This is a genomic window from Sphingomonas arvum (assembly GCF_026013565.1).
Taxonomy (GTDB): domain Bacteria; phylum Pseudomonadota; class Alphaproteobacteria; order Sphingomonadales; family Sphingomonadaceae; genus Sphingomicrobium; species Sphingomicrobium arvum.
The window spans coordinates 512,649-532,319 of the sequence record NZ_JAPDOB010000002.1; the positions used below are offsets into that span (position 1 = coordinate 512,649).

The following is a 19,671-nucleotide window of genomic DNA, read 5'->3' on the forward strand; positions in this document are numbered from 1 at the left end:
TTGGCCGAGCCGCCTCGACGTGGCAACAGCACCGCCAAAGGAGCCCCCGATGAAGACTCGTGCCGCCGTCGCATTCCAGGCCAAGCAGCCGCTGGAGGTGGTCGAATTGGACCTCGAAGGCCCCAAGGCGGGCGAGGTGCTGGTCGAGATCATGGCCACCGGCATCTGCCATACTGACAGCTACACGCTGGACGGCTTCGACAGCGAAGGCATCTTCCCTAGCGTCCTCGGCCATGAAGGTGCCGGTATCGTCCGCGAGGTCGGGCCCGGCGTCGCCTCCGTCGTGCCGGGCGATCACGTCATCCCGCTGTACACGCCGGAATGCCGCCAGTGTAAGTCGTGCCTGTCCGGCAAGACTAACCTGTGCACCGCCATTCGCGCGACGCAGGGCAAGGGCCTGATGCCCGACGGCACGACCCGCTTCAGCTACCGGGGCCAGCCGATCTACCATTACATGGGCTGCTCCACCTTCTCGAACTTCACCGTGCTGCCGGAGATTGCAGTCGCGAAGATCCGCGAGGACGCGCCGTTCAAGACCAGCTGCTACATCGGTTGTGGGGTGACCACCGGCGTGGGCGCCGTGGCCAACACGGCGAAGGTCCAGGTCGGCGACACTGTCGTGGTGTTCGGCCTCGGCGGCATCGGCCTTAACGTGATCCAGGGCGCCCGGCTCGCCGGCGCGGCGACCATCGTCGGCATCGACATCAATCCTGACCGCGAGCACTGGGGCCGCCAGTTCGGCATGACCCACTTCCTCAACACGATGGGCATGAGCCGCGAGGAGATCGTCGCCAAGATCGTCGAGCTGACGGACGGCGGTGCCGACTACAGCTTCGACGCGACCGGCAACACGGAGGTGATGCGCACCGCGCTCGAATGCTGCCACCGGGGCTGGGGCACGTCCGTAATCATCGGCGTCGCCGAAAGCGGCAAGGAGATCGCCACCCGCCCGTTCCAATTGGTTACAGGCCGCAATTGGCGCGGCACGGCGTTCGGTGGCGCCAAGGGCCGCACGGACGTGCCCAAGATCGTCGACTGGTACATGGACGGGAAGATTGCGATCGACCCGATGATCACCCACGTCCTGACGCTGGACGAGATCAACAAGGGCTTCGACCTGATGCACGCTGGGGAAAGCATCCGCAGCGTCGTGGTTTACTAAGGGAGGCAGCACATATGTTCAGTCACATCATGGTCGGCTCGAACGACATCGAGCGGTCGAAGCGCTTCTACGACGCGCTGTTCACCGCCACCGGCGGCAAGCCTGGGCGGACCGACGACAAGGGCCGGCTGATCTACCTCAACAATGGTGGCGTGTTCATGGTCTCGCCCCCGATTGACGGCCAGCCCGCCACCCACGGCAACGGCTCCACTATCGGTTTCACGGTTGAAAACGAGCAACAGGCTCACGCCTGGCACGAGGCCGGTGTCGCGGCCGGCGGCACCGCCATCGAAGACCCGCCCGGCCTGCGCAGCAATGCGTTCGGCAGCCTCTACCTCGCCTACTTGCGCGATCCGGATGGCAACAAGCTCTGCGCGCTTCACCGGCCGCAATCGTGAGCGTGGAGGTCGTCTCCGAAGCCCGTAGCCACGGCGGGCGGCAGCTGGTCTGCCGCCACGCCTCGGCCGCGACCGCGTGCGAGATGACCTTCTCCCTGTACCTGCCGCCGCAGGCTGACGCGGGTGCGGTGCCGCTCGTCACCTATCTGTCCGGCCTCACCTGCACCCACGCCAACGTCACGGACAAGGGCGAATATCGGGCCGCGTGCGCGGAGCTCGGCCTTGCCTTCCTCGCCCCTGACACCAGCCCGCGCGGGGAGGGGATTGCGGACGAGGATGGCTGGGACATCGGTCTTGGCGCCGGCTTCTATGTCGACGCGACCCAGCAGCCCTGGTCGGCCAACTACCGCATGTGGCGCTACGTCACCGACGAGCTGCCGAGCTTGGTCGCCGCCGAGTTCCCGCTCGACATGGCGCGGCAGGCGATCACCGGCCACTCGATGGGTGGCCATGGCGCGCTCACCGTCGCGCTCCACCAGCCCGACCGCTTCCGCAGCGTGTCGGCCTTCGCCCCGATCGTCGCGCCGGCGCAGGTACCATGGGGCGAGAAGGCCTTTTCGCGCTACCTTGGGCCCGACCGCGCCAGCTGGCGCGCGCATGACGCGGTGGCGCTTATCAAGGATGGTGCCCGCGTTCCCGAATTGCTGGTCGACGTGGGCGACGCCGACCCGTTTCTGGAACGCGAGCTCAAGCCCGAGCTGCTGGAGCCAGCCTGCGCCGACGCCGGCATCGCCCTGACGCTCCGTCGCCAGCCCGGTTACGACCACAGCTACTACTTCATCTCGACCTTCATGGCCGATCACCTGCGGTGGCACGCTGAGCGCCTGCGCTGATGGCTTGGCGACTTCTTAACCGCTCGGGCTTACGTCCGTTCTGATGAGCAGCGTATCGGACCCCGACAAGGCGCGGCGCGCCTGTGAAGCCTGCAAGGACGGCAAGGCGTTCCCGCTGCCTACCCGCGCCGCGTTTCAGCCCATCCTGGACCTGCAGGAAGAGCGGGTATTCGCTTACGAAGCACTGATCCGCGGCATTGACGGGCAAAGCGCCGCCTTCGTGCTGCAGCAGGTGGGCGACGAGCAAGTCTACAGCTTCGACCAGGCCTGCCGGGTCACCGCCATCCGCGACGCGGTCGCCGCTGGGATCATCGGCACCGGCGCCAAGCTGTCGATCAACTTCATGCCCAACGCAGTCTACTCACCCAAGGCCTGCATCCAGCTGACGCTGAAGACCGCGCGGGAGAACGGCTTTCCGCAGGACCGGCTGATCTTCGAGTTCACCGAGAACGAGAAGCTCGACGTTGCCCATATTCGCAACATCGTCGCGGCCTATCGTGAGCTCGGCTTCACGACCGCCATCGACGACTTCGGCGCCGGGCATGCCGGCCTCAACCTCCTCGCCGACCTGCAAACCGACATGGTCAAGGTCGACATGGACCTCATTCGCGGCATCGACCGGGACAGCCGCCGCCGCGCGATCCTCGAAAGCCTGGTCCAGCTGCTCCGCCGCCTCGGCACGGAGATCGTCGCCGAGGGCGTCGAGACCGAGGAGGAACTCGCGGTTCTGCGCCTGTTCGGGATCCGCTTCGTCCAGGGATACCTGTTCGGCAAGCCGGCGCTCGGGACGCTCCAGCCCTATCCCGACCGCCTCCGCCGCGGCGCCGTCCGCCGCCGCCACCAGCCGATCGACTACCGCACGGCGATCTGAGCGCAGCGACGTCCTCTCACCCGCCGCGCTTCAGCGTCTCGCGGGCGATGATCAGCTGTTGGATCTGGCTAGTGCCTTCATACAAGCGGAACAGGCGCACATCGCGGTAGAGGCGCTCGATGCCATAGTCGGCGATATAGCCCGCTCCGCCGAAAATCTGCACCGCGCGGTCCGCCACCCGGCCGACCATCTCCGTGGCGAACAACTTGGCGGCCGCCGACTCCAGCACGACGTCCTCGCCGCGGTCCTTGGCGGTAGCAGTGTCGAGGACCAGCGCCCGGGCCGCCAGGCTCTCGGTCTTGCTGTCGGCCAGCATGGCCTGGATCAGCTGGTGGTCGGCGATCGGCTTGCCAAACTGCCGCCGCTCCGACGCATAGCCGACGCAGTCGGCGATCAGCCGCTCGGCCACGCCCACGCACACCGCGCTGATGTGCAGCCGCCCGCGGTCGAGCACCCGCATGGCGATCTTGAAGCCCTCTCCCTCGGCCCCCAGCCGGTTGGCCGCGGGCACGACCACATCGTCGAAGATCACGTCGGCGACCTTGGCGCCTTTTTGCCCCATCTTCCGTTCCGGCTCACCCACCGACAGGCCGGGCAGGTCGCGCGGCACCAGGAAGGCCGACACGCCCTTGGACCCGACATCCTCGCCGGTGCGCGCCATGACGGTAAACAGCTGCGCACGATCGGCATTGGTGATAAACCGCTTCGTACCCGACAGGCGGTAGGCGTCGCCGTCACGGACGGCACGGGTCTGGACCGATCCGCTGTCGCTGCCGACATCGGGCTCGGTAAGCGCGAAGCTGGTGATGACCTCCCCGCTGGCGATCCTTGGCAGCCACGTGGCCTTCTGCTCGGCGCTGCCGGCGATCACCAGCCCCTGGCTGCCGATCCCGACATTCGTCCCGAACGCAGAACGAAACGCGGGCGTGGTGCGCCCCATCTCGATGGCGACGCGGCATTCTTCCCACATCGTCAGCCCGAGACCGCCAAATTCCTCGGCGATCGACAAGCCGAACAGGCCCATCGATTTCATATCCTCGATGACCTCGTCCGGAACGGCGTCGGCCGCCTCGACCTGGTCCTCCAACGGCCGCAGGCGCTCGGCGACGAACCGGCGCACCCCGTTGATCAGCGCGTCGAAAGTCTCAGCGTCGAGCGCCATCGTGCATCCCTTCTTCTCGCAATATTCCAGTCGCGGACATCTTTGCACGCGCCGCCCGACTTGCCAGCACAAAGCGCGGCGCGCATCCAAGTCGACGAATATCCGGATGACGCTGCAGCCAACAGCGGTACGATCGCCTGGACCGTGGTGACCCCTACGGGAATCGAACCCGTGTTTCAGCCGTGAAAGGGCCGCGTCCTAACCGCTAGACGAAGGGGCCATGAGGGCGGGGAGGCGCTTAGGGGAGGGCTGGCGCCCGGTCAAGCAACCCGTCAGGCCATAGCGGCGTCGTCGAGGTGCATCTCGGCCTTGTCGCCACCATTGTACTCGTCGCGCTTAATTGAGCCGGCGAGCCAGAACCTGCGGTCGCTTCCGGCGGCGAGCAGCGCCTGCCCGAGCGGCGTTTCGGCCGCGCGGAAGGCGATCCACTTAAAGCTTGCGCCATCGTCGCCGCACGCCAGGCCGCGGACATGGCCATTGCCGACCACGCCGACCTTGATCAGCCGCGCCGGCCCGGAGACCACGCGCGGGCTCGGCCAGCCGGCGCCATAAGGTCCCCCTTCGTCCAGCGCGTCGCACAAACCTGCGGCGACACCGCGCGGCGCGCACATGGAATCGATTAGCAGCGCCCGGCCTGCTCGCGCCCGCTCGACGTCCCTGGCCAGCCGCTCGTTCAGGAATGCCGTCAACGCGGGCACCCCGCCCGGTGGCGCGGTCAGCCCGGCCGCCATGGCATGCCCACCCCCCGCGACCAGCAGCCCATGGTCCTTGGCCGCCAGCACCGCCGCGCCCAGGTCCACGCCGCTGAGCGACCGGCCGGAGCCCTTGCCGATGCCGTTCTCGTCCAGCGCCACCACGATCGCCGGCCGGCCGAACCGCTCCTTCAGCCGCCCGGCGACGATCCCGATCACGCCTGGATGCCAGCCGCACGCCGCCACCACAATCACGCTCGCGTCCGCCTGTTCCTCGGCCTGCCGCTCCGCCTGCTCCAGCACGATCATCTCGATCGCGCGGCGTTCCTCGTTCAATCGGTCGAGCTCGGCTGCAAGTCCGCGCGCCTCCTCCGGGCATTCGGTGGTCAGCAGCCGCACTCCAAGGTCCGACTTGCCGACCCGCCCGCCGGCGTTGATCCGCGGTCCCAGCGCAAAGCCCAGGTCGCGGCAGGTCGGCGCCCTGGTCAGCCGCGCCGCCTCGGCGAGCGCCGTTAGGCCAACGTTGCCGCGCGCGCCCATTACCTTCAGCCCCTGCGCGACATAGGCGCGGTTCAGCCCGTGCAGCTTGGCGACGTCCGCCACCGTACCCAGCGCCACCAGGTCGAGCAGGTCGAGGATCTTCGGCTCGGGTTGAACGGCGAAGCGCCCCCGCCGGCGCAGCTCGCGCAACAGGGCCACCCCAAGCAGGAATGACATGCCGACGGCCGCGACATGGCCGTGCGCCGCACCGACCTCCGCCTCGTCCAGCCGGTTGGGATTGACCAGCGCATGGCACAGCGGCAGCGCCGAGGCGCACTGGTGATGGTCGATGACCACGACCTCCAGCCCGGCCGTATGCGCCGCCGCCAGCGCGTCGAACGCCTGCGCGCCGCAATCCACCGTCACCACCAGGCTCGCGCCCCGCTCCTTGAGCGCCAGCAGGGCGGCACCGTTCGGGCCATAGCCCTCGGCCATCCGGTCGGGAATGTAGGTCAGCGGCTCGATCCCCAGCCGCCGCAGCAGGAGCACCAGCAGTGCAGAGCTGGTCGCCCCGTCCACGTCATAGTCGCCGAAGATGGCGATCGTCTCGCCGCGCTCGACCGCGTCGGCGACCCGCGCCGCGGCCTTGTCCATGTCGCGGAAGGCGGAAGGGTCCGGCAGGAAGTCGCGGATGGTCGGCTTGCGATGCCGCGCCAGGTCCGCCCGGTCGACCCCGCGCGCCAGCAGCAATTCGTCGACCAACGCGTCGGGTGTCAGCGGGTCACCGCCGCTCCGCCGCCAGCGCCACGGCTGGCCTGAGAGCGACTGGGCGACGTTGCAGGCAAGATCCTCGCGGGCCATGCCGCCGTTCTTAGACGGCGATCAGGCCCGCGTGAATCCTCTTCGTTATGCTGGCCTTGGTTACAGTGCCTTGTGGTGCTCGCCGGTCACCCGCCGCACGGTGCCGGAGCTGGCGCGCATGACGATGCTCTCGGTCGTGACGCAGTTCTTGCGCCGCTTGACGCCCTGCAGCAGCGAGCCGTCAGTCACTCCGGTCGCGGCGAAGATGCAGTCGCCCTTGGCCATGTCTTCCAGCTTGTAGATGCGGTCGAGGTCCTCGATCCCCCAGCGCGCCGCGCGGCCGCGCTCGTCGTCGTTGCGGAACACCAGCCGGCCCTGGATCTGCCCGCCGACGCAGCGCAGCGCCGCGGCCGCCAGAACGCCCTCCGGCGCGCCGCCCGAACCCATGTAGATGTCGACGTTGGTGTCGGGGTCGGTGACCGCGATCACGCCCGCCACGTCGCCGTCCGGGATCAGGTACACGCCGCAGCCAAGCGCGCGCAGTTCGGCGATGATGCCCTCGTGCCGCGGGCGGTCGAGCACGCAGGCGATAATCTCGCTTGGGTCGACGCCCTTGGCTGCGGCCAGGCTGCGGACATTCTCCGTCGGGCTCTTGGCGAGGTCGATCGTGCCTTCCGCATAGCCCGGTCCGATGGCCAGCTTGTCCATGTACACGTCCGGCGCGTTCAGGAGGCCGCCCTGTTCGGCGATCGCCAGCACGGCCAGCGAGTTCGGCCCGGCCTTGGCGGTGATGGTGGTGCCTTCCAGCGGGTCCAAGGCGATGTCGATTGCGGGGCCGCTGCCCTGCGCAGAGCCGACCTTTTCGCCGATAAACAGCATCGGCGCCTCGTCGCGCTCGCCTTCGCCGATCACCACCGTGCCGTCCATCGGCAGCTCGTTCAGCGCGGCGCGCATCGCTTCTACCGCGGCATGGTCGGCCGCCTTTTCATCGCCCCGGCCGACCAGCTTGCTGGCGGCAATGGCGGCGGCTTCGGTCACGCGGACCATTTCTAGAACCAGGACGCGGTCGAGAACGCTGCTTGCTGAGATCATCTTGTAAAAACCCCTGTGGATGGTTGCCAATCGCTTATGGTTCGCGGCGGCTCCTGTCGAGGCGGCGGGGCGTTAGGCATTGCATGAAGCAACCCACCCTCGTTCTCGCCCTTCTTCTCACCGCCGCCTGCAACCGTAACGACCGCATCGCCCAAAACGCTGCAACCCCCCCGCTCAACGTCACCAGCGAGACCCCGGGCGACTGGTCCGAACTCCGCCTGCTGACCGGCCGCACGCCGGCGGACAGCGGCCTGTTCCAGGACAGCCCGATCACGGTCGACCTCAATGCCCTGCTCGGCGCCGAGGCCACCACTTACCGGCGCGCGATCGAGGGCGGATCGATGCTTGCTCCGGTCGGGCCGGTGCTGATCACGGTCGCCGCCGACCGCTCCGCCTACCTCGTCATCTTTCCTGACGACCATGCACTCGAGGCGGGGTTGAAGACGCCGCGCGGCTGGCGCCGCTGGAACACGCCCGGCTCTAACGTTCCCCGGCCCGCTGCGATCGCGCAGCTACTCGCTTCCTGACCCGTCCGGCTCATGCTCCAGGATGTCCTGGCTGATCCGCAGCGCCCGCGCCGCGACCCGCGTCTCCACCAGGAAGATGAAGAAGCCGCTCGCCAGGCTGATCATCGATCCGATGAACAGCAGGGCGATGGCGGTAGCCGCGTGCAGGCCGACGAGGCTGGCGGAGAACAGCAGGACCACCACGGCGCACACCAGCACCGCCGACAGCACGGTCAGGCTGATCGCCCGGCTGACCAGCGCCATGCGCCGGTCCAGCACCCGCAGGTCGCTGACATATTGGTCATGCTCGCTGCCTCGGCTCGCGAGCAGCCGCGGTGTGACCTCGCGCGCCCGGTCGACGATCCGCGCCAGCCGGGACGCACAGACGTTCAGGAAGGCGCCGATCCCGGCCAGCAGGAACACCGGCGCCACCGCCAGCTGGATGATCTGGGCGACATCGCGGGCGGTCTCGGCGGCAGGCAGCATAGGTCCTCCCGTCCGTTAGTCTTTTCTTAGGGTCAAGGGGACAGGCTTCCCGGGCTTATGGGAGAGGCCGCTCCAGTGACGGACGCCACCGCCACCACTTTCGTCCTGCCGGCCAAGCTGCCGTGGCAGGGCGACGCGCCTGGCCTGCCGGAGCGGGCCGAGCCGCTTGATCCGACCACCGTCCACATCGGTCCCATCGCCGTGCCCTCCGAGATCCGCGAGATCTCGCAGCTGGGCGCCACCCTGCGCGGCGCGGTCGACGTGCCGTTAGGCGCCGCGCTCAGCATGGAGCTAGGCACCGGCCAGCGGGTCGACGCGGTGGTCGCCTGGCGCGGCGAACAGGACGTTGGCGTGCGCTTCACCCGCCCGATCGACGTCATGGCGCTGATCACTCGTCAGCTGGTCGCCCAGCCGGCCGACCGCCGTCAGATGCCCCGGGTCGAGGTTCGCGCCGCCGCCTGGCTGCGCGAGGACGAACGCTTCCTCCCCGCCACCATCCGCAACATCTCGGCCGGCGGCCTCCAGCTTGAAGGCGATGCGCTGCCGACGGTGGGAGAACCGGTGCAGGTCTTCCTCGAAGGCCTCGGCATCCCGCCGGGGGAGGTCAGCTGGCGCCACGGCCGCCTCGCCGGCATCCGCTTCGCCCGGGAACTGAGCTGGCAGGCGATCCTGCCATGGGTGAAGGAACTCCACGCCGGTCGCCGCTAGGCGTGCGCCGCCTTGCGGAACAGGATCGCGGCCAGCCCCCATGCTAGGGTGAAAAAGACCGTCAGGTTGGCCACATCCCACGGCCATGCCGACGAACCCTCACCCAGCTTGCCAACCAGCGCCACGGCGCCGGCGAACGCCTGTGCCCCCGCACACAGCGCCATGGTCCGGCTCATCCCGTCAGCGCCGAAGCGGGCCACCAGCGATCCGGTCAGCCCGATCCCCAGCACGCCGCCGAACATCAGGTTCGCTGGATTGTCCTCGTTGCCGATGATCCCGACCGCCAGGTTGAGCCATACCAGGAAGAAGCTCGCCAGCACCGCGATTATCGCCGCCGCGCGATACGCCCAGCTGCCCGCCCGCCGGAACGCCAGCTCGAACCCGGTCCCGACCAGCCCGAACATCACGCCCGCGAACACGAAGTCGCTCGCCGTCCAGTCGAAGCCCCAGCTCGGCGCCGCCCGCATGGCGATCGCCGGCAGGCACAGCAGGGCGAGCAGGCAGCCCCAGCCTGCAACTCGCCAGGAGTTGAGCAAGGGACGTTGCGGGCGAACGGTCTGGTCCATGATCTTGAGCTCCTGTTGATGGAGCGCCAGCCGTGCCGACCTTCGCTCCTGAGCGTCATGAGCAAAAGGTGAGCAAGCACTGAAATCGGGCTCAGCCCGCCGGCTTTGCTCCCGCCGAGCGGCAGCGGTCCGAGGGATATCTTACCTGCTCCCAATCCCGCGTCCATTTCTTGCGCCAGGCGAACGGCAAGCCGCAGCTCGCGCAGACCTTGGTCGGCAGGTCACCCTTCTTGACCATCTTGGGCATGTGCTCAGCGCCCCAGCAGCTTCTTCACGCCGCGCGCCGCCTGCCGCAGCCTTTGCTCGTTCTCGACCAGCGCAATCCGCACGAAGCCTTCGCCTTCCTCGCCGAAGCCGACGCCCGGCGCCACGGCCACCCCGGCCTCCGTCAGCAGCTGCTTGGCGAACGCCATGCTGCCTGCTTCCCGGAAGCGCTCGGGGATCGGCGCCCAGGCGAACATGCTGGCCTGCGGCACGGGGATGTCCCACCCGGCGCGGCCGAAACTCTCGACCAGCACGTCGCGCCGCTTGCGATACAATGCCCGGTTTGCGGCCACGCAGTCCTGCGGGCCGTTCAGCGCCGCCACCGCCGCCGCCTGCACTGGCGTGAACGCGCCATAGTCGAGGTAGCTCTTCACCCGCGCCAGCGCCTCGATCAGCTGGGGGTTGCCGACCGCGAAGCCGATCCGCCAGCCGGCCATCGAGTAGGTCTTGGACATGGAGGTGAATTCGACCGCCACCTGCTTGGCGCCGTCGACCGCCAGGATCGACGGTGTCGGCTCCTCGCCAAAATAGATTTCGGCATAGGCGAGATCGCTGATGATCCAGATGCCATGCTCGCGCGCGAACGCGACCAGCCGCTCGTAGAAGGGCACGTCCGCGACATAGGCGGTCGGATTGGACGGATAGCCGATCACCAGCACCTTGGGCCGCGGCACCGTGAAGCGCATTGCCAGCCGCAGCCGCTCGAAGAAGTCCTCGCCCGGCGCGGCCGGGATCGATCGGATCGCCGCGCCGGCGATGATGAAGCCGAAGCTGTGGATAGGGTAGGACGGGTTGGGCGCCAGCACCACGTCGCCCGGCGCGGTGATCGCCTGCGCCAGGTTCGCCAGCCCCTCCTTGGAACCTAAGGTGACGATGACCTCCCGGTCCGGGTCAAGGCTGACCCCAAACCGCCGCTGGTAATAGGCCGCCTGCGCCTTCCGCAGCCCGGGGATGCCCCGGCTGGCGCTATATCCATGCGCGTCGGGCTTCCCCGCCACTTCCGCCAGCTTGGCCACCACGTGCGCCGGCGGCGCTCCGTCCGGGTTGCCCATGCCGAGGTCGACCACGTCTTCCCCCCGCGCTCGCGCGGCGGCCTTCATCGCGTTCACTTCGGCGAACACGTAGGGCGGCAGGCGGCGGATGCGGTAGAAGTCGGTGTCCATGGCCGGGTTGTGCCTCCCGTCAGGCGGCGCGACAACCCGGGCGTTCCCTGAACGACACAATCAGAAGCGGTTCATCCGGAGAGCTCTAGCCAACCTTCGAACGCAATCGGAGGAGCGAACCCATGCGACCCATCAATCGGATCATCGCCGCCACGGCCCTGGCCACGACCGCCGTGTCCTCGATGGCAGTGCCGGCCGAAGCCCGCACTCGGCACAGCCGCAGTTACTATTCCGGCCGCACGGCTTATGCCTACAAATACTGCCGCCGCTCACCCGGCACGACCGGGCTGCTCGTCGGCGGTGTCGGTGGTGCCCTGCTCGGTCGCAAGCTGATCGGCCACGGCCTGCTCGGAACGGCTGGGGGCGTGGTCGGCGGCGCACTGGCTGGCCGGGCCATTGATCGCACGATCAGCGCCCAGCATCGCTGCCGCTACCGCTAACTCGATATCGGCGCCTGCCCGCTCACCCGCGGTAAGCCGGCAGGCTCCACCCCCGTCCGATCGCGGCGCCGCGAAGTGCAAATCCGCTGAGCGCCGCGACCAGGGCCGCCGCCCATGGCGCCATCCCGACCAGCGCCAGCCCGACGAACAGCCCCGCGCTCAACGCCGCCGCCGTCACGTACAGCTCGGGCCTCATGAGGATGCTCGGCTGCCCCGCCAGCACGTCGCGGATGATGCCGCCGGCGCAGGCGGTCAGCACGCCCATCGCGAAAGCCGGCACAGGGGCCACCCCGAACGCCACCGCCTTGGCCGCGCCATAGGTGGCGTAGGCGCCCAGCCCCAATGCGTCGAACCACAGCAGTGCCCGACCGTCCAGCCGCCCGCGTCGGACGACCCACACGCTCAGTGCCGCGACGATGCAGATCAGCAGCGTCCCGTTGGTATGGACCCAGAATACCGGCGCCCCGATCAGCAGGTCGCGCAGCGTGCCCCCGCCGACCCCCGTCGCTACCGCGAAGAAGATGAACGTCACCAGCGTCTGCCGCTTCTCGGCCGCCAGCAGCGCGCCCGAAACCGCGAACACCGCAATGCCGAAGTAATCCAGCAGCACCAGCGCCTGGGGCAGGGTGGGGGTGGGCAGGTCGGGGGTCATTGCTTCCCCTTATCGTCGCCCCCGCGCGGGCGTTAGTCCATCGTACCCGCAGCAACCCTTCGCTGTCCTACGGCCGCCTGCCTGCGGCATGGCGGAGCTATGGCCCACCGCCGCCGCCCGCGCCGTGACCACTTCGACCCTGGTCGGAGCTCACAAGTGAAGTGGACAAAATGGACACTCCTCCTTTTTCATGTGCGCGGCTCCCTTGGCCGCTCCGCCATGCTAAGCTCCCGGGCATGAGCAGCGACACGGCAACCCCGACCTTTCCGACCCTTGAAGATTGGCAGCACTGGACCCTGGTCATGGGCCGCGCCCAGCAGATGCTGATGGAGACCTGGGCCGAGAGCCTCAAGGCCGGTGAGCCCGTGCCCGGCGTCAAGCCCGCCGCGATCCAAGCCGACCCGATGGCCTTCCTCACCGCCGGCGCGGAGGCGTGGAGCAAGGGCCTGCAGGCCTGGGGCCAACTCCTTGAGCAGACCCAAGCCGCGGCGGAAAAGAAGGACAAGCGGTTTGCCGCCCCCGAATGGCACGACAACCCGGTGTTCGACACCATCCGCCAGAGCTACCTCGCCATCTCCGACCAGCTCTTGAAGGGGGTGGAGACGGTCGAGGGGTTGGACGAAGCCGCTCACCAGCGCCTCCGCTTCGCGACGAAAGCGTTCGTCGACGCCATGAGCCCGTCCAACTTCGCCCTGACCAACCCGCAGGTGCTCAAGAAGACGCTCGACACGCGCGGCGACAACCTCCTCGCCGGCCTCCGCCACATGCTCGACGACATCAGGGCTGGGCAGCTGACGCAAACCGCCAAGGGTGCGTTCGAGGTTGGCCGCAACCTCGCCACCACGCCCGGCAAGGTGATCAAGGAAACGCCGCTCTACCAGCTGATCCAATATACGCCGGTGACCGACAAGGTGCTGACCACGCCGCTGATCATCTTCCCGCCATGGATCAACCGCTTCTACATCCTCGACCTGACGCCGGAGAAGAGTTTCGTCCGCTGGTGCGTCGAACAGGGCATCTCCCTGTTCATGGTCAGCTGGAAATCGGCCGACGAGAGCCTCAAGGATACTGGGCTCGACGACTATGTGCTACGCGGCCAGATCGACGCGATCGACACCGTGCGCGACCTGCTCGGGGTCGAGAGCGCCCACGTCATCGGTTATTGTGTCGCCGGCACTACGCTGGCCGCGACGCTCGCCTACCTAGCCGCCAAGGGCGAAGCCGCCAAGGTGAAGTCGGCGACCTTCTTCACCGCCCAGGTCGACTTCGCCCACGCCGGCGACCTCAAGTTGTTCTTGGGCGACGAGACCATGGCTCTGCTCGACCAGCTCACGGCGGACAGCGGCACACTGGACGGCCGCTACATGGCGGCCACCTTCAACCTGCTGCGCGGCCGCGACCTCATCTGGAACTATGTGGTCAACAATTACATGCTGGGGGAGGAGCCTGCGCCCTTCGACCTGCTCCACTGGAACAGCGACGTCACCAACCTGCCCGCCGGCTGGCACCGCAACTATCTCGAGACCCTCTACGAAGGAAACAAGCTGGCGGAGTGCGGCGGAATCAGCGTCGCCGGCACGCCTATCGACCTGACGCAGGTCGAAACGCCCTGCTTCATTCAGGCGGGTCGCGAGGACCATATCGCCCCACCCGAAAGCGTGTGGAAGATCATGGACCACTTCCGCGGGCCCAAGCGCTTCGTGCTCGCCGGCTCCGGCCACATCGCAGGCGTGGTGAACCCGCCGAGCGCGGGCAAGTACCAGTATTGGGTCAACGAAGGGGAGGTCGCCAGCCTCGACGAATTCGTCGAGGGCGCGACTGAGCACAAGGGCAGCTGGTGGCCCGATTGGCTAAGCTGGTTGCGCAGCCAAGACCCGAGCGAAGTCCCGGCCACCGGCGCCCGCCAACCCGGCGGCGGCAAGCTGAAAGCGATCGAGGATGCCCCCGGGCGCTATGTAAGGACCCGCTAGAGGATCCCGCCGCCCAGCATCAGCCGCAGCACGCCGATCACGATCACCACGATGCACAGGTTGCGGCCCGACTTGCCATTGCCGAGCTGCCCGATCCCGGCGCCGATGATCGCAACCGGAAGGATCAGCCAGTTCGCCCAGCCGAGCAGCGGCAGGAACGCCACCGCTACCAGTACCAGGCCGACGAGGCCGATCAGGAGTGAGACGAGGTTGAACAAGCGGCTTCTCCTTACTCCGGCACCGTCTCGCAATGCGGGGCTCGCGCCGAGCGCAGGGAGGAGATGAGGTACAGCACCGCCGCTGTCCAGATCGCCCCGAACGCGACTGCGTGGGGCAGGGTGAACGGCTCGCCATAGACCAGCACCGCCAGCAGGAACTGCAGCGTCGGCGCGATGAACTGCAGGATGCCCAGCGTTGAATAGCGGAGCCGCCGCGCCGCGGCGGTAAAGAACAGCAGGGGCAGGGTGGACGCGATCCCGGTGCCGACCAGCAGGGCGGTCACTCGTCCGCTGCCGTCACCCCATACCGCCGCGCCGCTACTGGCCGACCACCACAACCAGGTCAGCGCAAACGGGAACAGCAGCGCCGTCTCGATCGCCAGTCCGGCCGTCGCCTCGACCTCGGCGATCTTCCTCAGCAGGCCATAGCTGGCGAAGCTGACGCACAGCACCAGGCTGATCCACAGGTGCGACAGCGCCCCGACCGCCAGCACCGCCACCCCGACCGCAGCGATGCCGACCGCAACCCACTGCACGCGGCTGAGCGGTTCCTTCAGCACGAAATAGCCGAGCAGAATGTTCGCCAGCGGATTAAGGTAGTAGCCGAGGCTCCCGGCCAGGATGTGCCCGCTGTTGATCGCATAGACGTACAGCAGCCAGTTGATTGCGATCAGCACCGACGTCAGCAGCAGCAACCGCACCGTCCGTCGCTGCTTCAACGCCGCCCGCACCTGGCCCGCGCCGCCGAGCACCAGCAACAGCACGCCCATGAACAGGATCGACCAGCAGACCCGGTGCGCGACGATTGCGACCGACGGAACGCTCGCCAGCAATTTGAAATAGATCGGCAGCAGCCCCCAGCTGGCATAGGCCGCGATGCCCAGCGCCAATCCTGTCCGCGCTTCAGCGCCCGCCCGTTCCACGACCTTTTGCTCCATCCGGCGCGGCTAGCCCAAGGTCCGCCGCGAATGAAAGGATTTGTTAACCATTACGCCGACACCACATTCGGCCCAGCTTGCGCCCGCCGCGCACTGGCTGTTCAAGGAAGTGTCGTGCCGCGTCTTCGTATCATTGGCCTCGTGACCATCGCCCTTCTCGGCGGTTGCGCCTCGCCTAGAGGACGCCAGGTCCCTGCCGCGCCCACCGTCGTGCAGGAAACGCCGACCCGCGGCGACGCCTGGCGGCGCTTGGCCAACCAGGCCGACGCGGACCGCATCAAGCGCCTCGGAGCTGCCTGGGATCAGGCGCTGGCTGAAGCCCGGTCCGCCGGTGCTCGCCGCGACATCGGTGCTGAGGGCGACCTGCTCCGCCCGGATGCCGGGCTCGCCCGCCCGTCGCCCACTCCCGGCAGCTACCAGTGCCGCATGGTTCGTCTCGGCCGCACCACGGCCAGGGGGCGCGCCTTCGAGAAGTTCAAGCCTTTCTTCTGCTACGTGGAGGTTGAGGACGACCTTCTTACCATCGTCAAGCAGACCGGCAGCCAGCGTCCGGCGGGCCGCCTGTGGGAGGACGACAACGCCTCGCGCCTGGTGTTCCTCGGCAGCCTGGCGCTCGGCAACGAGGACCAGCCGAAGGCCTATGGCGAGGACCCGGCCCGCGACATGGCCGGCGTGCTGGAACGGATCGGTCCGTTCCGCTGGCGGTTGGTAATTCCCTGGCCGCGGGCCGACGCCAAGCTCGACGTAATCGAACTAACGCCGGTCGCCAACCAGCCCGCCACCTCGTGAGGGTGGCCGACCCGCAGGAGGTCCGCGCCCACCTGCTCGCTGCCGCGACGGCCGGCACGGCGCTGACCTACAGCGAGGTGCTGGAACGTCTCGGTCACCGGTTCACCCGTCCCAAGATGCGCGCGCTCTGCAAGACCCTCGCCGCGGTGGACGAAGCGGCCGAAGCGGCCGGCGAACCGGAATTGGCGGTGCTGGTCGTCCGCCAGTCGGACGGCCTCCCCGGCCAAGGGTGGTGGACCGGCAGCTGGGAAAAGCACCGCTTTACCGGCGAATGGACCGGCCCGGCAGCGCACCAGCTGATCGATCGGCTTCAGCGTCAAGCCTTTGACTATTGGCAGGCGCGAAACGGCAACTAAGCTGCCGTCCCATGAAGCTTCGCCACGCCAGCCTCGCCGCCGCAGCCTTTGCCGCCGCTCCCGCCATCGCCCAGACGCAGCCCGCGCCTGAGCCGGTCACCGTCATTCACGCCGGAACACTCATCGCCGTGCCGGGCCAGGCGCCTCGCCGGAATGCCTCGGTGATCGTGCGCGGCCGGAAGATTGCGGAGGTTCGCGATGGCTTCGTCGGTCTGCCTGGCGCCCGCGTCGTGGAACTGCGGGGGAGCACGGTGATGCCCGGCTTCATCGACATGCACGTGCACCTGATCGGCCTCGACGACCGGTTGCAGGCACGGCTCACCGCCGCCACCCGCAACGACGAGGACGAGGAAGTCGCGGCGCTCGTCAACGCTCGCAAGACCCTGCTGGCCGGCTTCACCACCGTGCGGGACCTTGGCGGCGATCCGGCGGCCGTGCGTGCCTTGAAGGCCGCCATCGACAGCGGCCGCTTCGCCGGTCCGACGGTGGTCATGGCCGCCCGCATGATCTCGGTCAGCGGTGGTCACGGCGACGGCCGCAACCTCGTCAACCGCGACCAGGGCGAGATCGCCGAGCACCAGATCGGCAACCTGTGCAACGGCCCTGACGACTGCCGCCGTGCAGTCCGCGAACAGATCGGCCAAGGCGCCGAGGTCATCAAGTTCGCCGCAACCGGCGGGGTCCTCAGCAACGTCGCGGGCGGGCTCGCTCAACAGATGATGGATGACGAGATGCGCGCCATCGTGCAGACGGCACATATGTTCGGGCGCAAGGTCGCGGTCCACGCGCATGGCAGCGACGGCATCAACGCCGCGCTCAAGGCCGGCGCCGACTCGATCGAGCACGGCACGTTCACCAACGACGAGACCTTCCGCCTCTACAAGCAGACGGGCGCTTACTACGTCCCAACGCTGATGGCGCCCGCCGCCGCGTTTAAGGACGGTCAGCGAGGGGCGCTCACGCCGGCCCAGTTCGAAAAGGCTCGCCAGGCCGCTGGCAACGCCGAGCGCAGCTTCGCCCGCGCGATCCGAGAGGGGGTGAAGATCGCCTTCGGCACGGACAGCGCGGTGAGCCCGCACGGCCAGAACGCGCAGGAGTTCGCGCTGATGGTCAAGAACGGCATGCAGCCGATGGCCGCGATCAGGGCCGCGACGGTCAACGCCGCCGACCTGCTCGGCCGCTCCGACCAGGTCGGCACGATAGAAGCTGGTAAGGACGCCGACATCGTTGCGGTGGACGGCGACCCGCTAGCTGACATCCGCAGCCTGGAGAATGTCGGCTTCGTGATGAAGTGGGGCAAGGTGGCGAAGCTCGGCGGAGCCAAGCAGGTCACCGAGATCGAGTAAGCCTAGCCGGCCGAGCGCCGCTCGATCACCGCACCGACCGCGCTCAGTTTCTCTTCCAGCCGCTCGTAGCCGCGGTCGAGATGGTAGACGCGCAGCACCTCGGTCTCGCCCTCGGCGGCGAGGCCGGCCAGCACCAGGCTCATGGAGGCGCGAAGGTCGGTCGCCATCACGCTGGCGCCGGTCAGCTTGGGCACGCCGTGGACAATGGCCGACCGCCCGCGCACGTCGATTTCCGCGCCCATGCGGCGAAGCTCGGGGACGTGCATATAGCGGTTCTCGAAGATCGTCTCCTCGAGGAAGCTCTCCCCATTGGCGCGGCATAGCATGGCCATGAACTGCGCCTGCATGTCAGTGGCGAAGCCCGGGAAGGGCGCAGTCGACAACGCCAGCGGCCGCATGCCGCCGTCCGCGGTCACCTTGATCCCCTTGTCGTGCAGCTCGACGATCAGCCCGGCGTGCGCCAGCGCGTTGGTGGTCGCCAGCATGTCCTCAGGCCGGGCGCCGACCAGGTCGATCGATCCGCCCGTGATGCCGGCGGCGCATGCGTAGCTGCCCGCCTCGATCCGGTCGGGCATGACGGCATAGGTGCAGCCGTTCAGACCCTCGACGCCGTCGATGATCAAGTGCGACGAGCCGATCCCCTCGATTCTCGCGCCCATGGCGACCAGCAGGTTGCACAGGTCGACGATTTCGGGCTCGCGCGCGGCATTGAACAGCTGGGTCCGGCCAGTCGCCAGCACGGCGGTCATCAGCGCATTCTCGGTCGCTCCGACCGAGACGACCGGAAAGCTGAACTCGCCGCCGCTGATCCGGCCCTTGGGCGCACTCGCCTTCACATAGCCCGCCGCGATCTCGATCTCGGCGCCCATCGCTTCGAGCGCCTTGAGGTGCAGGTCGATCGGCCGGTCACCGATGGCACAGCCGCCGGGCAGGGACACGGTGGCCTCGCCGGCGCGGGCCAGCATCGGCCCCAGCACCAGGATCGACGCCCGCATTCGGCGCACCATGTCGTACGGTGCGACGGTGGAGGTGATCTCCCTCGCCTGCAGGGTCATCCGCCGCCCGAACTCGCCCGGGCGCATCGCGTCGACTTTGGTCGACACGCCCAGCATGTTCATCAGGTGGCCGAAGCTGTCGACGTCCGCCAGGCGCGGCAGATTGGTCAGCGTCAGCTCGTCCGAAGTGAGCAGCGCGCAAGGCAGCAGGGTCAGGGCGGCGTTCTTGGCGCCAGAGATCGGGATGGCGCCGTCCAGACGGCGGCCACCCTGGATGAGAATCGAGTCCATGGCGGGCGTTTAGGCTTTCGTTGCGACGGCGCAAGCAAGCGCCGTGATGTTGAGAGCTAAGCCTTTTCCAGCGTGCACTGAAGCGGGTGCTGGTTCTCGCGAGCGAAGTCGATCACCTGGCTGACCTTGGTTTCTGCTACTTCATAGGTGAAGACGCCACACACGGCGACGCCCTGCTGGTGGACCTGCAGCATGACCCGGGTCGCATCCTCGATGCTCATCGAGAAGTAACGCTGCAGCACCAGCACGACGAACTCCATCGGAGTGTAATCATCGTTCAGCATCAACACTTTGTAGTTGCTGGGCTTGCGGGTGCGCGGCCGGGTGCGCACGGCCACGCCGCGCTCGATTTCCTCAATGCCGTCGCCCCGACCGGGAGCATCGTCCTCGGGGCCCATGGATACGCGCTGGATCATGCCTGTCCTTGATATGGCACCGGCCGGACGCTTGCCAACCCGCACCGTCGCCGTTGCGCCCGCTCTGGCGCAAAAA

23 protein-coding genes and 1 tRNA gene are annotated in these 19,671 nt (G+C 68.0%); 11 read left to right on the plus strand and 13 right to left on the minus strand.

Annotated features, from left to right (window positions below):
- Positions 1-49 precede the first annotated feature (49 nt).
- The 4 genes from OMW55_RS09970 to OMW55_RS09985 are packed head-to-tail and all read left to right on the plus strand — an operon-like array spanning position 50 to position 3,264.
- On the plus strand, positions 50-1,162 hold the full coding sequence (locus tag OMW55_RS09970; protein WP_264882822.1) for an S-(hydroxymethyl)glutathione dehydrogenase/class III alcohol dehydrogenase: 1,113 nt from the start codon (positions 50-52) through the stop codon (positions 1,160-1,162).
- Positions 1,163-1,176: 14 nt separating this feature from the next.
- Positions 1,177-1,560, plus strand: coding sequence for a VOC family protein (locus tag OMW55_RS09975; RefSeq protein WP_264882823.1), 384 nt, complete (start codon positions 1,177-1,179; stop codon positions 1,558-1,560).
- A 2-nt stretch (positions 1,561-1,562) separates the two neighbouring features.
- Positions 1,563-2,393 (plus strand): S-formylglutathione hydrolase, encoded by an 831-nt coding sequence (gene fghA / locus OMW55_RS09980; protein ID WP_264883981.1) that lies wholly within the window; start codon positions 1,563-1,565, stop codon positions 2,391-2,393.
- Positions 2,394-2,436: 43 nt separating this feature from the next.
- On the plus strand, positions 2,437-3,264 hold the full coding sequence (locus tag OMW55_RS09985; RefSeq protein ID WP_264882825.1) for an EAL domain-containing protein: 828 nt from the start codon (positions 2,437-2,439) through the stop codon (positions 3,262-3,264).
- 16 nt (positions 3,265-3,280) lie between these two features.
- Here the strand turns inward: OMW55_RS09985 and OMW55_RS09990 are convergent, their stop codons facing one another.
- The 4 genes from OMW55_RS09990 to glpX form a co-directional block, all read right to left on the minus strand.
- On the minus strand, positions 3,281-4,426 hold the full coding sequence (locus OMW55_RS09990) for an acyl-CoA dehydrogenase family protein (protein WP_264882826.1): 1,146 nt from the start codon (positions 4,424-4,426) through the stop codon (positions 3,281-3,283).
- 145 nt (positions 4,427-4,571) lie between these two features.
- Positions 4,572-4,646, minus strand: a tRNA-Glu gene (locus tag OMW55_RS09995).
- A gap of 52 nt (positions 4,647-4,698) precedes the next feature.
- Positions 4,699-6,459 (minus strand): single-stranded-DNA-specific exonuclease RecJ, encoded by a 1,761-nt coding sequence (gene recJ / locus OMW55_RS10000; RefSeq protein WP_264882828.1) that lies wholly within the window; start codon positions 6,457-6,459, stop codon positions 4,699-4,701.
- Positions 6,460-6,519: 60 nt separating this feature from the next.
- Positions 6,520-7,491 (minus strand): class II fructose-bisphosphatase, encoded by a 972-nt coding sequence (gene glpX, locus OMW55_RS10005; RefSeq protein ID WP_264882829.1) that lies wholly within the window; start codon positions 7,489-7,491, stop codon positions 6,520-6,522.
- Between the two features lie 83 nt (positions 7,492-7,574).
- On the opposite strand from glpX, the gene OMW55_RS10010 reads away from it, so the two are divergent.
- Positions 7,575-8,018 (plus strand): hypothetical protein, encoded by a 444-nt coding sequence (locus OMW55_RS10010; RefSeq protein WP_264882831.1) that lies wholly within the window; start codon positions 7,575-7,577, stop codon positions 8,016-8,018.
- On the opposite strand, the gene OMW55_RS10015 is transcribed toward OMW55_RS10010, so the two are convergent.
- Positions 8,004-8,483, minus strand: a complete 480-nt coding sequence (locus OMW55_RS10015; RefSeq protein ID WP_264882832.1) for a DUF2721 domain-containing protein — start codon at positions 8,481-8,483, stop codon at positions 8,004-8,006. The genes OMW55_RS10010 and OMW55_RS10015 overlap by 15 nt on opposite strands.
- A gap of 75 nt (positions 8,484-8,558) precedes the next feature.
- Here OMW55_RS10015 and OMW55_RS10020 point away from each other — a divergent pair, with 75 nt between their 5' ends.
- Positions 8,559-9,191: a PilZ domain-containing protein gene (locus tag OMW55_RS10020; protein WP_264882834.1), complete on the plus strand. Its 633-nt coding sequence runs from the start codon at positions 8,559-8,561 to the stop codon at positions 9,189-9,191.
- Here OMW55_RS10020 and OMW55_RS10025 read toward each other — a convergent pair.
- The 3 genes from OMW55_RS10025 to OMW55_RS10035 all read right to left on the minus strand — a co-directional run bounded on the left by OMW55_RS10025 (position 9,188) and on the right by OMW55_RS10035 (position 11,184).
- Positions 9,188-9,757, minus strand: coding sequence for a hypothetical protein (locus OMW55_RS10025; RefSeq protein WP_264882836.1), 570 nt, complete (start codon positions 9,755-9,757; stop codon positions 9,188-9,190). The two genes, OMW55_RS10020 and OMW55_RS10025, sit on opposite strands and share 4 nt — an antisense overlap.
- A 91-nt stretch (positions 9,758-9,848) precedes the next feature.
- Positions 9,849-10,004 (minus strand): DUF2256 domain-containing protein, encoded by a 156-nt coding sequence (locus OMW55_RS10030; RefSeq protein WP_264882838.1) that lies wholly within the window; start codon positions 10,002-10,004, stop codon positions 9,849-9,851.
- Between the two features lie 4 nt (positions 10,005-10,008).
- Positions 10,009-11,184: an LL-diaminopimelate aminotransferase gene (locus OMW55_RS10035; protein WP_264882839.1), complete on the minus strand. Its 1,176-nt coding sequence runs from the start codon at positions 11,182-11,184 to the stop codon at positions 10,009-10,011.
- 122 nt (positions 11,185-11,306) lie between these two features.
- Here OMW55_RS10035 and OMW55_RS10040 point away from each other — a divergent pair, with 122 nt between their 5' ends.
- Positions 11,307-11,624 (plus strand): hypothetical protein, encoded by a 318-nt coding sequence (locus OMW55_RS10040; protein WP_264882841.1) that lies wholly within the window; start codon positions 11,307-11,309, stop codon positions 11,622-11,624.
- 22 nt (positions 11,625-11,646) lie between these two features.
- Here OMW55_RS10040 and OMW55_RS10045 read toward each other — a convergent pair whose 3' ends face one another.
- Complete coding sequence (locus OMW55_RS10045) at positions 11,647-12,276, minus strand: trimeric intracellular cation channel family protein (RefSeq protein ID WP_264882842.1); 630 nt, start codon at positions 12,274-12,276, stop codon at positions 11,647-11,649.
- A gap of 236 nt (positions 12,277-12,512) precedes the next feature.
- Between OMW55_RS10045 and OMW55_RS10050 the strand changes: the two genes are divergently transcribed.
- On the plus strand, positions 12,513-14,246 hold the full coding sequence (locus OMW55_RS10050; protein WP_264882843.1) for a PHA/PHB synthase family protein: 1,734 nt from the start codon (positions 12,513-12,515) through the stop codon (positions 14,244-14,246).
- Here OMW55_RS10050 and OMW55_RS10055 read toward each other — a convergent pair.
- Positions 14,243-14,464 (minus strand): hypothetical protein, encoded by a 222-nt coding sequence (locus OMW55_RS10055; RefSeq protein WP_264882844.1) that lies wholly within the window; start codon positions 14,462-14,464, stop codon positions 14,243-14,245. The genes OMW55_RS10050 and OMW55_RS10055 overlap by 4 nt on opposite strands.
- 11 nt (positions 14,465-14,475) lie before the next feature.
- Positions 14,476-15,402 (minus strand): EamA family transporter RarD, encoded by a 927-nt coding sequence (rarD, locus tag OMW55_RS10060; RefSeq protein ID WP_264882846.1) that lies wholly within the window; start codon positions 15,400-15,402, stop codon positions 14,476-14,478.
- A 114-nt stretch (positions 15,403-15,516) separates the two neighbouring features.
- Between rarD and OMW55_RS10065 the strand changes: the two genes are divergently transcribed.
- Genes OMW55_RS10065 through OMW55_RS10075 form a run of 3 tightly spaced genes read left to right on the plus strand, consistent with a single transcriptional unit; the run spans position 15,517 to position 17,893 of the window.
- Positions 15,517-16,191 (plus strand): DUF4893 domain-containing protein, encoded by a 675-nt coding sequence (locus tag OMW55_RS10065; RefSeq protein WP_264882848.1) that lies wholly within the window; start codon positions 15,517-15,519, stop codon positions 16,189-16,191.
- A complete protein-coding gene (locus tag OMW55_RS10070) occupies positions 16,188-16,547 on the plus strand; it encodes a ribose-phosphate pyrophosphokinase (protein WP_264882849.1) in 360 nt (119 codons plus the stop codon). Before OMW55_RS10065 ends, OMW55_RS10070 begins: the two co-directional genes overlap by 4 nt.
- 11 nt (positions 16,548-16,558) lie before the next feature.
- Entirely contained in the window at positions 16,559-17,893 is a 1,335-nt protein-coding gene (locus OMW55_RS10075; RefSeq protein ID WP_264882851.1) for a metal-dependent hydrolase family protein, read from the plus strand.
- Between the two features lie 2 nt (positions 17,894-17,895).
- Here the strand turns inward: OMW55_RS10075 and murA are convergent, their stop codons facing one another.
- Complete coding sequence (murA, locus tag OMW55_RS10080) at positions 17,896-19,179, minus strand: UDP-N-acetylglucosamine 1-carboxyvinyltransferase (protein WP_264882852.1); 1,284 nt, start codon at positions 19,177-19,179, stop codon at positions 17,896-17,898.
- Positions 19,180-19,235: 56 nt separating this feature from the next.
- Complete coding sequence (clpS, locus tag OMW55_RS10085; protein WP_264883982.1) at positions 19,236-19,577, minus strand: ATP-dependent Clp protease adapter ClpS; 342 nt, start codon at positions 19,575-19,577, stop codon at positions 19,236-19,238.
- Between the last annotated feature and the right edge of the window lie 94 nt (positions 19,578-19,671).